This is a genomic window from Rhodanobacter sp. FW104-R8 (genome assembly GCF_001617365.1).
Classification (GTDB): domain Bacteria; phylum Pseudomonadota; class Gammaproteobacteria; order Xanthomonadales; family Rhodanobacteraceae; genus Rhodanobacter.
In genome coordinates, this window is the sequence record NZ_LVJR01000082.1 from 1 (window position 1) to 11906 (window position 11906).

Annotated in this window: 13 protein-coding genes; 9 read left to right on the forward strand and 4 right to left on the reverse strand. The window is 69.9% G+C overall.

Translation table 11 applies throughout. The features are described from left to right. Positions 1-33: 33 nt before the first annotated feature. Together RHOFW104R8_RS11700 and RHOFW104R8_RS11705 are read right to left on the reverse strand one after the other, a co-directional pair. Positions 34-1179 (reverse strand): AI-2E family transporter, encoded by a 1146-nt coding sequence (locus RHOFW104R8_RS11700; RefSeq protein WP_068095958.1) that lies wholly within the window; start codon positions 1177-1179, stop codon positions 34-36. Positions 1180-1271: 92 nt separating this feature from the next. Then, positions 1272-2252, reverse strand: a complete 981-nt coding sequence (locus tag RHOFW104R8_RS11705) for a DUF2066 domain-containing protein (RefSeq protein ID WP_068095897.1) — start codon at positions 2250-2252, stop codon at positions 1272-1274. A 152-nt stretch (positions 2253-2404) separates the two neighbouring features. On the opposite strand from RHOFW104R8_RS11705, the gene purM reads away from it, so the two are divergent. From purM to RHOFW104R8_RS11720, 3 genes are read left to right on the forward strand one after another with little or no spacing between them, the layout of a single operon-like run. After that, positions 2405-3433, forward strand: coding sequence for a phosphoribosylformylglycinamidine cyclo-ligase (gene purM / locus RHOFW104R8_RS11710; protein WP_068095899.1), 1029 nt, complete (start codon positions 2405-2407; stop codon positions 3431-3433). An 8-nt stretch (positions 3434-3441) separates the two neighbouring features. Then, positions 3442-4107, forward strand: a complete 666-nt coding sequence (gene purN, locus RHOFW104R8_RS11715; RefSeq protein WP_068095901.1) for a phosphoribosylglycinamide formyltransferase — start codon at positions 3442-3444, stop codon at positions 4105-4107. A gap of 34 nt (positions 4108-4141) precedes the next feature. Next, positions 4142-4849, forward strand: a complete 708-nt coding sequence (locus RHOFW104R8_RS11720; protein ID WP_068095903.1) for a DUF3108 domain-containing protein — start codon at positions 4142-4144, stop codon at positions 4847-4849. An 86-nt stretch (positions 4850-4935) separates the two neighbouring features. On the opposite strand, the gene murA is transcribed toward RHOFW104R8_RS11720, so the two are convergent. Together murA and RHOFW104R8_RS11730 are read right to left on the reverse strand one after the other, a co-directional pair. Then, on the reverse strand, positions 4936-6195 hold the full coding sequence (murA, locus tag RHOFW104R8_RS11725; RefSeq protein WP_068095905.1) for a UDP-N-acetylglucosamine 1-carboxyvinyltransferase: 1260 nt from the start codon (positions 6193-6195) through the stop codon (positions 4936-4938). An 88-nt stretch (positions 6196-6283) separates the two neighbouring features. After that, positions 6284-6526, reverse strand: a complete 243-nt coding sequence (locus RHOFW104R8_RS11730; RefSeq protein ID WP_068095907.1) for a BolA family protein — start codon at positions 6524-6526, stop codon at positions 6284-6286. Positions 6527-6733: 207 nt separating this feature from the next. Here RHOFW104R8_RS11730 and RHOFW104R8_RS11735 point away from each other — a divergent pair, with 207 nt between their 5' ends. From RHOFW104R8_RS11735 to RHOFW104R8_RS11760, 6 genes are all read left to right on the forward strand, one after another. Continuing rightward, entirely contained in the window at positions 6734-7753 is a 1020-nt protein-coding gene (locus tag RHOFW104R8_RS11735) for an SIS domain-containing protein (RefSeq protein WP_068095909.1), read from the forward strand. 66 nt (positions 7754-7819) lie between these two features. Then, a complete protein-coding gene (locus tag RHOFW104R8_RS11740; RefSeq protein ID WP_068095911.1) occupies positions 7820-8368 on the forward strand; it encodes an HAD family hydrolase in 549 nt (182 codons plus the stop codon). Beyond that, a complete protein-coding gene (gene lptC, locus RHOFW104R8_RS11745) occupies positions 8365-8961 on the forward strand; it encodes an LPS export ABC transporter periplasmic protein LptC (protein WP_068095913.1) in 597 nt (198 codons plus the stop codon). The genes RHOFW104R8_RS11740 and lptC overlap by 4 nt, the downstream gene beginning before the upstream one ends. Continuing rightward, complete coding sequence (lptA, locus tag RHOFW104R8_RS11750) at positions 8924-9508, forward strand: lipopolysaccharide transport periplasmic protein LptA (protein WP_068095915.1); 585 nt, start codon at positions 8924-8926, stop codon at positions 9506-9508. Before lptC ends, lptA begins: the two co-directional genes overlap by 38 nt. A 3-nt stretch (positions 9509-9511) precedes the next feature. Beyond that, positions 9512-10231: an LPS export ABC transporter ATP-binding protein gene (gene lptB, locus RHOFW104R8_RS11755; protein WP_068095917.1), complete on the forward strand. Its 720-nt coding sequence runs from the start codon at positions 9512-9514 to the stop codon at positions 10229-10231. A 97-nt stretch (positions 10232-10328) separates the two neighbouring features. After that, a complete protein-coding gene (locus RHOFW104R8_RS11760) occupies positions 10329-11795 on the forward strand; it encodes an RNA polymerase factor sigma-54 (RefSeq protein ID WP_068095918.1) in 1467 nt (488 codons plus the stop codon). Positions 11796-11906 lie beyond the last annotated feature (111 nt).

Below are 11906 nucleotides of genomic sequence, written 5' to 3' on the forward strand. Positions count from 1 at the left end.
GCGGCCAGCGCAGCGCGAGCGGCAGCTGTGGGATCATGGCGCGGGCGGGTCGCCCGGCGGTGCAGCTGCCGGCGCGGCGGCTCCCGCCTCGGCGATCACCGGATCCTCCGGCCCTGCCTCGTTGTACAGCTCGCTCATGCGGTACCGCTCGATCAGGTAGCGCAGCAGCACCATGATCACCGACGCCGCCGGCAGCGCCAGCAGCACGCCGAGGAAGCCGAACAGGTAGCCGCCGGCCAGCACCGCGAACATCACCGCCACCGGGTGCAGGCCGATCTTGTCGCCGACCAGCTTGGGCACCAGCACGTAGCCTTCCAGCAACTGGCCGACCGTGAACACGCCGCAGACCATCAGCACGTGCGCCCAGTCGCCGTATTGCACCAGCGCCGCCACGATCGCCGCGACGAAGCCGATGATGAAGCCCAGGTACGGCACGAAGCTGAGCAGGCCGGCGACCATGCCGATCAGCGGCCCCACGGTCAGCCCCACCACGCTGAGGCCGGCACCGTAGAACACGCCGAGCGCCAGCATCACCAGCAGTTGGCCGCGCACGAACGCGCCGAGGATCTTGTCCGACTCGCTGGCCAGGTAGGCGATGGTGGGCTGGATCGAGCGCGGCAGCATGCCGTCGATCTTCGCCACCAGCCTGTCCCAGTCGCGCAGCAGGTAGAACGCCACCACCGGGATCAGCACCAGGTTGGTCAGCCACATCGCGATGCCGAGGCCGCCGCGCGACACCTTGCCCAGCACCGCCGTGGCGACGCCGCCGATCGAGGCGAGGTGGCCCTTGACCGCGGCCAGCAGGCGATCGCTGTCGAAGGTGTGCGGATCGAGGTGCAGGCGGGCCTGCAGCCACGGCCACGCGGTGTTCTGCGCCCACTCGCCGTAGCGCGGCAGGTTGCTGACCAGGTTCTCGATCTGGCGCGCGATCAGCGGGATCAGCAGCAGCAGCACGCCGACCACCGCCACCATGATCACCACGAACACGATGGTGGCCGCCCACGTCCGGTTCAGCCGCAGCCGCTCCAGCCGGTCGACCAGCGGATCGCCGAGGTAGGCCAGCATGGCGGCGACCGCGAACGGCATCAGCACCGGCGCCAGCAGCCAGATCAGGTAGACGATGACCGCCGCGATGGCGAGCAGTTGCCAGCGGCGTGGGATGTCCTTGTCTTGATTCACTCGGTACGTCCCGGCCAGGAGATGGTCATTGGTCATTTTGAAGAGTCCGCACATGGATGTGCGGTTTTTTTTGCGAGGGACTCGCATCCAACTCAATGCAGCCAGCGCAGGTTCTCGTTCGCGCCCGCATGCGTCTCGCCCTGCAGCAGCAGGTGGCCGCCGGCGGCGAGGTTCGCGGCCAGCGCGCCCATCGGCACGGAGGCCTTCACGTGCAGCAGCACGCCGTCGTTCTGTGCGCCAAGGGTCTGTACCTGCTTCACCGACGGGTCTTCCTGCAGGGTCGCCATCAGGTTGGCGTAATCCATAGCGGATTCGAGCCCGCTGACCCACAGCTTGCCTTCGCTGGGGCCGGCGCCGATCACGTTGAGCTGCTTGCCGAGGCGATCGACCAGGCCATTGCCGGCGTTGCCGAGCACGACGGCCGTGGCGCCCTGGTCGCTCCAGTGCTGCGCCTGGCCGCCGGACACCAGGGTCCAGTCGGCACCGCCGTCGCGCAGCTTGCCCAGCAGGACCAGGCCGGTGTGGTAGCGCTGGTTGACCGCCGCCAGCGCGGCCGGGTCGGTAGCGGCGACCTTGGCCACGTCCGGCGGATTGGCCGCGTCGGGGTAGGCCAGGTTGGTGCCGCGCGCGCCGGCGGCCGCGGCCAGGCCGGCCAGCGCCGGCTGGTCGAGCAGGCGGCCATCGCTGCCCCGCACCAGCAACAGCACCGGCGGCTTGATGCCGGCACTGCGCGCGCCCAGCTTCGACACCAGCCGGCGCACCGCGCCGGGCTCGAATTCCACGTCCAGTACCAGCCCGGTCGCGGCGCGCTGGTACTGGAATTTCTGCACCATCGAGGCTGCCGTGCCCAATGCCTCGGCGTAGCCTAGGTTGCTGCGCAGGTCCTGGCCGCCGGCGACCCGCGCCAGCACCTGGCCCAGCGCGGTGGCGAATGCCTGGTCGCGCTGCGCGTCGCTGGTGTCGGCCAGCGGCACCACCACCGAGTACGGCGAGCCCGAGGCCTGCGCGTGCAGCCGCGGCAGCACGGCAAGACCCAGCAGCAGGGTGGCGATCAGCAGGCGTGACAGGCGCATGGAGGGGGTATCTTCTGAGGGGAAGCTCCCGGGAAGTCTGCCCAATCGCGCCCCCAGCGTCCATGCCGGCGGTCACCAAACCCGCGGCAGCCGGCCGGCAACGGCGCCGCAAGCTGCTAAACTTGCGCGTTTCACCCACGCCGGTTTCCGCCATGTCTGACGCCCTCACCTACCGCGCCGCCGGCGTCGATATCGATGCCGGCAATGCGCTGGTCGAACGCATCAAGCCGCTGGTCAGGCGCACCTCCCGCCCCGAGGTGATGGGCGGGCTGGGCGGCTTCGGCGGCCTGTTCGACCTGAGCGGCCGCTACCAGGAACCGGTGCTGGTGTCCGGCACCGACGGCGTGGGCACCAAGCTGAAGCTGGCACAGGCGCTGAACCGCCACGACACGATCGGCATCGACCTGGTCGGCATGTGCGTCAACGACGTGCTGGTGCAGGGCGCCGAGCCGCTGTTCTTCCTCGACTATTTCGCCACCGGCAAGCTGGACGTGGACACCGCCGCCGCCGTGGTCGGCGGCATCGCCGCGGGCTGCGAGCTGGCCGGCTGCGCGCTGATCGGCGGCGAGACCGCCGAGATGCCGGACATGTACCCGCCGGGCGAGTACGACCTGGCCGGCTTCACCGTGGGCGCGGTGGAAAAATCGCGGATGCTCACCGGCGACGCCATCGTGGCCGGCGACGTGGTGCTGGGCGTGGCCTCCAGCGGCCCGCACTCGAACGGCTATTCGCTAATCCGCAAGATCCTCGAGCGCGCCGGCAATCCGTTCGACCTCGATCTGGGTGGCGTGAAGCTGGTCGACGCGCTGATGGCGCCGACCACGATCTACGTGAAGTCTATGCTGGCGCTGTTGAAAGAAAGCCCGGTCCACGGCATGGCCCACATCACCGGCGGCGGGCTCAAGGAAAACATCATCCGGGTGGTGCCGGACGGCCTCGGCATCGCGCTCGACGCCTCCGCCATCGTGCTGCCGCCGGTGTTCGACTGGCTGATGCGCGAAGGCAACGTGGCGCGCGAGGAAATGTGGCGCACGTTCAACTGCGGCGTCGGCTTCACCGTGATCCTGCCGCGCGACGCGGTGGCCGGCGCATCCGCGCTGCTGGCGAAGCATGGCCTGGCCAGCTCGGTGATCGGCGGCATCGTGCCCACGCCGGGCGACGAACGCGTGCATATCGGCTGAACCGCCCCGTGACAACCGCTCCTGCCAGGGTCGCCGTGCTCGCCTCCGGACGCGGCAGCAATCTTGCCGCGCTGCTCGAGGCGCGCGAGCGCGGCGAACTGCCGGTCGAATTCGTGCTGGTCGGCAGCGACAAGGCCGGCGCCGGCGCGCTGCGCCTGGCCGAGGCCGCGAACGTCCCCACCCTGGCGCTGGATCCGCGCAGCTATCCGGACCGCCGCGCATTCGACCTGGACCTGTTCCGGCGCGTCGCCGCCAGCGGCACCGACTGGCTGGTGCTGGCCGGCTTCATGCGCATCCTCGACGGCGAGGCGCTGAAGCCGTGGGTGGGCCGGATCATCAACATCCACCCCTCGCTGCTGCCGAAATACCGCGGCCTGCATACCCATCGCCGCGCGCTGGAAGCGGGCGATGCCGAGCACGGCGCCAGCGTGCATTTCGTCACCGCCGAACTGGATGGCGGCCCGGTGATCGCGCAGGCGCGCCTGGCGATCGAGGCCGGCGACGACGAGGAACGCCTGGCGCGGCGCCTGCTGCCGCTGGAACACCGGTTGCTGCCGGCGGTGCTGGGCCTGCTGGCCGCGGGACGCCTGCAATGGGATGGCCAGGCGCCGCGCTTCGACGGGCAGCCGCTGTCGGCCCCGCTGCGGCTGGGCGACGCCGGCCTTTCTCCTTAAAGCCGGTTCAGCCCGGTCTGGGCAGACTCGGCGCATGACTATCCGACCCCTGCTCGCTCCCCTGCTCGGCCTCGGCCTGCTGCTCGGCGCCCGGGCCATCCCCGCCGCCACGCCGACCGCGTTCACCGCCACCTACGACGTATCGCAGGGCGGCCAGCCGATGGGAGTCGCCACGGTGACCCTGCGCGCGGCCGGCAACGGCGAGTGGATCTACAGCAAGGACGTCAAGGGCACCGGCGGACTGGCCGCCCTGCTCGGCGCCAATGTCACGGAAAGCTCGCGTTTCCGCTGGAAGGGCGACGTGCCCGAGGCGATCGGCTACGACTACCAGTTGCAGGCTGCGGTCAAGCAGAAGCAGCGCCACCTGGCAGTCGACTGGCCGAAAAACCGGGTGACCGTGGATGAAGGCAAGGGTCCGCAGAGCTATCCGGCCCGCCCCGGCATGGTCGAGCGGAACACGCTGGCGCTCGCACTGGGCCTGGCGCTGCGCGACGGCAGGCGGCAGATCACGCTGCCGGTCGCGGTGCGCCAGGAGGTGCAGGCGCAGCACTTCGAGGTGACCGGCAAGGAGACCGTGAAGGTCCCCGCCGGCAGCTTCGCCGCCCAGCGGGTCGACCGCACCGATGCCGACCGCGGCTTCAGCGCGTGGTACGCCCCCGGCCGTTACCCGCTGCCGGTGAAGCTGTCGCAGCACGACGGCGGCGACATGGTGATGGAGCTGGTGCGCTACCGGGCCGACTGAGCCGGGGCCTGGCCGACCTCACCGCAGCAACGGAGCCTCGATTCCTCCCCCTGCGATGCAGGGGAGGGAGTACAGCGGAAGGGCAATCAGTTCGGCAAGCGGCGGATCTTCGCGCCGAGCACGCCGAGTTTTTCCTCGATGTTCTCGTAGCCGCGGTCGATGTGGTAGACGCGATCGACCACGGTATCGCCCTTGGCCACCAGGCCGGCCAGCACCAGGCAGGCCGAGGCGCGCAGGTCGGTGGCCATGATCGGCGCGCCGCTCATCTGCGCGACGCCCTGCACTACCGCGGTATTGCCTTCGAGGCGGATGTCCGCGCCGAGGCGCTGCAGCTCGTGCGCGTGCATGAAGCGGTTCTCGAACACCGTCTCGGTGACCACGCCGGTGCCCTCGGCCACGCAGTTCAGCGCGGTGAACTGCGCCTGCATGTCGGTGGGGAACGCCGGGTACGGCGCGGTGCTGATGTTGACCGCCTTCGGCCGGCGGCCGCCCATGTCCAGCTCGATCCAGTCGTCGCCGGTGGTGATGTGCGCGCCGGACTCCTCCAGCTTGGCCAGCACCGCGTCCAGCGTGCTGGCGCGGGCATGCCGCGCGCGCACCTTGCCGCCGGTCATCGCCGCGCCGACCAGGAAGGTGCCGGTCTCGATGCGGTCGGGCAGCACCTCGTACTCGGCGCCGTGCAGGCGCTCGACGCCATGGATCACCATGGTCGAGGTGCCGGCGCCCTCGATCTGCGCCCCCATCGCGATCAGGCAGTGGGCCAGGTCGACCACCTCCGGTTCCTGCGCCGCGTTCTCGATCACCGTGGTGCCCTGGGCCAGGGTCGCCGCCATCATGACGTTCTCGGTACCGGTGACGGTGACCATGTCCATCACGATGCGGGCGCCCTTCAGCCGCGAGGCCCGCGCCTTGATGTAGCCGTTCTCGACCGTGATCTCGGCGCCCAGCGCCTGCAGGCCGCGGATGTGCTGGTCGACCGGGCGCGAGCCGATCGCGCAGCCGCCGGGCAGTGAGACCTCGGCCTGGCCGAAGCGCGCCACCAGCGGGCCGAGCACCAGGATCGAGGCGCGCATGGTGCGCACCAGGTCGTACGGCGCCACGCAGGTGCTGGTGGTGCGGGGGTCGACGTGCATCTTCATGCGGTCGTCCAGCACCAGCTGCACGCCCATCTGGCCGAGCAGCTCGATGAACGTGGTGACGTCGTGCAGGTGCGGCACGTTGCCGATGCTGACCGGCTCGTCGGCCAGCAGGCAGCCGGCGAGGATCGGCAGCACGGCGTTCTTGGCGCCGGAAATGCTTACCTCGCCATGGAGCGGCGTACCGCCGCTGATCAGAATTTTGGCCATAGGTGTACGGGATTCGGGATGGGGGATTAGGGATGCGGAAAAGCGGGATGCGAGACGCTGGCGGGGTTCGGCTTTGGCGAATCCCGAATTACGAATCCCGAATCCCGGCTTCCTCCGGTGTCAGGGTCTTCAGGGCCAGCGCGTGGATCGCGCCGCCCATCAGCTCGCCCAGCGTGGCGTAGACCAGCCGGTGCCGGGCCAGCGGCAGCTTGCCGGCGAACTGGCTGGCGACCACGGTCGCCTCGAAATGCACGCCGTCGTCGCCACTCACCTCCACCTGGGCGCCGGGCAGGCCGTTCACGATCATTGCCTGGATGCGGGCAGGGTCCATCGGGGAGTGTTCCATACGAGAGGCTGGCCAGCCGGAAAGGGCTTCCGTCGCGAAGGGAACCCATCGCGCTGGCTCAATGACGTTAAAATGCGGATATGCCATGGTAATGGAAATCCGCTGGCGCAGAAATGACGGCGGTACCAGATCGGCACAGGCGGCGCCCTCGTCCGGCGAGATGGCCGCCCTTCCCTTCCTTGTCGAGCCCCCATGAACGCACGCATCGCCCCGCCCTCTCCCGCCACGCCGGCCAAGCTGGATCCGGACGCCATCACGCGCAGCGCGCGCACGGTGATCGCCACCGAAGCGGCGGCGGTCGAGGCGCTGGGGGCGCGGATCGGGCCGGCGTTCGCCGAGGCCTGCCGGCTGATCCTGGGCTGCCGGGGGCGGGTGGTGATCAGCGGGATGGGCAAGTCGGGCCATATCGGGCGCAAGATCGCCGCCACCCTGGCGTCCACCGGCACGCCGGCGTTCTTCGTGCACCCGGGCGAGGCCAGCCACGGCGACCTCGGCATGATCCTGCCGCAGGACGTGGTGCTGGCAATCTCCTACTCCGGCGAGACCGACGAGCTGCTGTTCATCCTGCCGGTGATCAAGCGCCAGGGCATCCCGCTGATCGCGATCACCGGCCGCCCGACCTCCTCGCTGGCGACCCAGGCCGACGTGCACCTGGACGGCAGCATCTCCAGCGAAGCCTGCCCGCTGGGCCTGGCACCGACCACCAGCACCACCGTGGCGCTGGTGCTGGGCGACGCGCTGGCGATCGCGCTGCTGGAGGCACGCGGCTTCACCTCGGACGACTTCGCCCGCTCGCACCCGGCCGGCGCGCTGGGCCGGCGCCTGCTGCTGCACATCAGCGACGTGATGCACACCGGCGACGAGGTGCCGCGGGTATCGCCCGACGCCAGCCTCACCGCCGCCCTGGTCGAAATGACCCGCAAGCACCTGGGCATGACCGCCGTGGTCGACGCCGACGGCCGCCTGCTCGGCGTGTTCACCGACGGCGACCTGCGCCGCGCGCTGGACGACGAGGATGTGAACCTGCGCGGCGCCACCGTGGCCGAGCTGATGACCCGCGGCCCGAAGACGATCGGCGCCGACAAGCTGGCCGCGCAGGCGGCGCAGATGATGGAGCAGTACCAGATCCACGCTCTGCTGGTGGTCGACGATGAACAGCGCGTGGTCGGCGCGCTGAACATTCATGATCTGCTCCGTGCGCGTGTCGTCTGATTCGTCTCGACGAATCAGACAAATCAAACACGCTGCTCTTGATCCTGCTCTCCTAGAATCCCGCCCGTGCCCACCAACTACCTCGCCAACCTCCCCGCCGACCTCCTGACCCGCGCCGCGAAAATCCGCCTGGCGGCCTTCGACGTGGACGGCACACTGACCGACGGCCGCCTGTGGTACGGCGAGGACGGCCGCGAGACCAAGGTGTTCCACGTGCACGACGGCCTCGGCCTGAAGCGGCTGCAGGCGAACGGCGTGCAGGTGGCGATCATCACCGCGCGGATCAGCCATCCGGTCGCGCTGCGCGCCGAGGAGCTGGACATCGCCCACGTCTACCAGGGCCAGGGCGACAAGCGCGCCTGCCTGCTGCAGCTGCTGGACGCGCTGCACCTGGCACCCGAACAGGCCGCCTTCACCGGCGACGACCTGCCCGACCTGCCGCCGATGCGCACCGCCGGGCTGGCGGTGGCGGTGGCGAACGCGCACCCCTGGGTGGCCGAGGCCGCGCACTGGCAGACCACCCGCAGCGGCGGCATGGGTGCCGTGCGCGAGGTCTGCGACCTGATCCTGCACGCGCAGGGCCGCAGCGACGCCGAACGGGAGCGCTGGCGATGAGCCTCCGCCTCTGGCTGCGCGACCGGCGCCTGCCGGCCGCAACCGTCGCCATCGCCTTGGCCGCCGGGCTGGCCCAGTTGCTGCTCTGGTGGCTGGGACCGGCGCCGAAGACCCCCGATTTCGTCGGCCCGCCGCGTTCCGGCTACACCCTGACCGACGCCCGGATGACCGAGTACAACGCCGAGGGCCTGCCCAGCTTCCACCTGCAGTCGCCGCACCTGGAGCGCCGCGAGGGCGACGAATCGCTCTACCTCAACGCGCCCACCTTCCAGTTGCCGGCCAACCAGGCCGGGGTGCCGGACTGGCTGGGCCAGTCGCTGTACGGCTGGGTCAACAAGGACGGCAGCCAGCTCAAGCTGCAGGGCCCGGTGGAGATGAACCGGGCGGCGTTCGGCGATACGCCGGCGACCCGCATCCAGACCGCCGACGTCACCGCTTGGCCGAAGCAGAATCGCCTGGAAACCGCCGCCCCGGCGCAGATGGTGCAAGGCGGCACTAGAATCAGCGGTATCGGCATGCGTGCCGACCTCAACGACAAACACCTGGAGCTGCTCGATGACGTCCATGCCACCTTCCCGCCGCGCCAGCGCTAGGTTCGCGCTCGCCGTCGTCGTCCTGGGCCTGCTCGCGGCCCAGCCGGCGCTGGCCAGGAAAAGCGACCGCCAGCAGGAGATGCAGGTCGCCGCCAAGAATTTCGACGGTTTCCAGAAACCCAACAGCGTGAGCACGCTGACCGGCAACGTGGTGATCACCCAGGGCACGCTGAAAGCCACCGGCGCGCAGGCCAAGGTGTATTTCGACGCGGACACCCAGATCAGCCGGGTGGTCATCACCGGCAGCCCGGCCCATCTCGAGCAGCTGGACGACAACGGCAACCTGATGCTGGGCGACGCCGCCACGCTCGACTACGACAACCTCAACGGCATCGCGGTGCTCAGCGGCAAGGCCTCGGTTACCCAGAAAGGCCGCGGCGAAGCGCACGGCGACAGGCTCACCTACAACACCGAGACCAGCCAGATGACCGGCGAGAGCGCCGGCGACGGCCTGGTCCACATGACCTTCAAGCCCAAGCCGAAACCGGCCGGAACCGCCGCGCCCGCGCCGGCGAAAAGCGTGCCCACCCCACAGGGGCAGCAGTAACCGATGCTTTCCGCCGAAGGTCTGCAGAAAAGCTTCAAGTCGCGCCAGGTCGTACGCGATTTCGGCTTCTCCATCCGCGAAGGCGAGGTGGTCGGCCTGCTCGGCCCCAACGGTGCCGGCAAGACCACCTGTTTCTACATGGTGGTCGGCCTGATCGAGGCGGACGGCGGCACGATCAGGCTGGACAAGACGGACATCACCGGCCTGCCGATGCATGCACGCTCCCGGCTGGGCATCGGCTACCTGCCGCAGGAGGCCTCGGTGTTCCGCCGGCTCAGCGTGGCGGACAACATCCTCGCCGTGCTGGAGCTGCGCAACGGGCTGAGCGCGCAGCAGCGCAACGGCGAACTGGAAAACCTGCTGGACGAGCTGAAGATCGAACACATCGCCGGGCAGAAGGGCGTCAGCCTGTCCGGCGGCGAGCGCCGTCGCGTGGAGATCGCCCGCGCGCTGGCCGCCAACCCGCGCTACATGCTGCTGGACGAACCGTTCGCCGGCGTCGACCCGATCTCGGTCGGCGAGATCCAGCGCATCGTGCGGCACCTCAAGGAACGCGGCATCGGCGTGCTGATCACCGATCACAACGTGCGCGAAACGCTGGGCATCTGCGACCGCGCCTACATCCTGAACGAGGGCGAGGTGCTGTCGCGCGGCACCCCGGCGCACATCCTTGCCGACGAGAAGGTGCGCGAGGTCTACCTGGGCCGCGAATTCCGGCTCTGACATACCTGCCGAAGCGGGTTCCCGGCCCAGCCGCGGGCTATGGCTGCAGCCACAGCCACGCGTTAGGATGGCCGCGATTCCATCCGACCCCGCCGGCATGAAACCCGCCCTGCAGCTTCGCCTCCACCAGCAGTTGACCCTGACGCCGCAACTGCAGCAGGCGATCCGCCTGCTGCAGTTGTCGCAGCTGGAGCTGGAAGCCGAACTGCGGCAGATTGCCGAGAGCAACCCGCTGCTGGAGTTCGCCGAGGAAGTCGAGGACGACGAAGCGGCCGAGAGCAGCGGGACCGAAAGCGAATACCCCGGCAACGAGACGGTCACGGCCAGCGTGCCCGCCGGCGATGAAGCCGGCGACGACGCCGGCGACTGGTCGGACGGTGGCGGCGCAGCCGAAGCGCCGATCGACTTCTCCAGCAACGGCGGCAGCAGCGGCGCCGGCATGCGCGGCGACGACGATTTCGAGCCGCAGAACGCCGCGCCCGAAACCCTGCAGCAACACCTGCTGTGGCAACTCAACCTGGCCTCGTTCAACCCGCGCCAGCACCTGATCGCCACCGTGCTGATCGACGCGCTGAATTCCGACGGCTACCTGGCCGAAGGGCTGGAGCCCGTGCTCGCCGCGCTGCCCGCCGGCTTCAACGCCAGCGTCGAGGAAATCAATGCCGTGCGCCGCCAGCTGCAGGGCTTCGACCCGGCCGGCGTGGGCAGCCTCGACCTGCGCGACTGCCTGCGCGTGCAACTGGAGCAGTTCGCCCCCGGGACGCCGCAGCGCGAACTGGCGCTGCGCATCGTCGACACCGAGCTGGAGCTGCTGGCGCGCAACGACACCGCCCGGCTGGCGCGGCGCCTGCGCGCCGGCGAAAACGACGTGGCCGACGCCGCCGTGCTGATCCGCAGCCTCGACCCGCGCCCCGGCGCCGCGCTCGACGCCACGCCGGTGGAATACGTCGCCCCCGACGTCTACGCGCTACGCGACGGCAGCCGCTGGCGGGTCAGCCTGAATCCGGACGCGCAGCCGCGGCTGGGCCTGAACCAGCACTACTGCGGCCTGATCGCGCGGGCCCGCGGCGAGGACGCCAGCTGGATGCGCGGCCAGCTGCAGGAGGCGCGCTGGCTGATCAAGAGCCTGGAATCCCGCGCCGAGACCCTGCTCAAGGTCGCCGAGGCGATCGTGCGGCGGCAGAGCGCGTTCCTCGACTACGGCCCGGAGGCCATGCACCCGCTGGTGCTGCGCGAGGTGGCCGAGGAGGTGGGCATGCACGAGTCCACCATCTCGCGCGTCACCACGCGCAAGTACATGCACACCCCGCGCGGCACCTTCGAGCTGAAATACTTCTTCTCCAGCGGCGTCTCCACCGAGGACGGCGGGACCGCCTCGGCCACCGCGATCCAGGCCATGCTGCGCAAGCTGATCGAGGCCGAGGACGCGCGCAAGCCGCTGTCCGACCTGGCAATCGCCGAGGAACTGCAGCGCAAGGGCATCCAGGTCGCCCGCCGCACCGTCGCCAAATACCGCGAGGGGCTGCGCATTCCCACCTCCAGCGAGCGCCAGCGCGCGGGCTGATTGTCGCAGGGGCTATCCGCGGGAACTTGGTTAACGAAAAATCGCTCCCATACCTGCTAAAGGATGATTCACGATGCGCGGCGACTCCCCACGCCCCGCGCGTCCACCCGC

Bases quoted from the DNA above. Each gene is read 5' to 3' on its own strand.
- RHOFW104R8_RS11705 (WP_068095897.1), bottom strand. From the start codon at position 2,252: ATGCGCCTGTCACGCCTGCTGATCGCCACCCTGCTGCTGGGTCTTGCC.
- purM (WP_068095899.1), top strand. From the start codon at position 2,405: ATGTCTGACGCCCTCACCTACCGCGCCGCCGGCGTCGATATCGATGCC.
- RHOFW104R8_RS11720 (WP_068095903.1), top strand. From the start codon at position 4,142: ATGACTATCCGACCCCTGCTCGCTCCCCTGCTCGGCCTCGGCCTGCTG.
- murA (WP_068095905.1), bottom strand. From the start codon at position 6,195: ATGGCCAAAATTCTGATCAGCGGCGGTACGCCGCTCCATGGCGAGGTA.
- RHOFW104R8_RS11730 (WP_068095907.1), bottom strand. From the start codon at position 6,526: ATGGACCCTGCCCGCATCCAGGCAATGATCGTGAACGGCCTGCCCGGC.
- RHOFW104R8_RS11735 (WP_068095909.1), top strand. From the start codon at position 6,734: ATGAACGCACGCATCGCCCCGCCCTCTCCCGCCACGCCGGCCAAGCTG.
- lptC (WP_068095913.1), top strand. From the start codon at position 8,365: ATGAGCCTCCGCCTCTGGCTGCGCGACCGGCGCCTGCCGGCCGCAACC.
- lptA (WP_068095915.1), top strand. From the start codon at position 8,924: ATGACGTCCATGCCACCTTCCCGCCGCGCCAGCGCTAGGTTCGCGCTC.
- lptB (WP_068095917.1), top strand. From the start codon at position 9,512: ATGCTTTCCGCCGAAGGTCTGCAGAAAAGCTTCAAGTCGCGCCAGGTC.
- RHOFW104R8_RS11760 (WP_068095918.1), top strand. From the start codon at position 10,329: ATGAAACCCGCCCTGCAGCTTCGCCTCCACCAGCAGTTGACCCTGACG.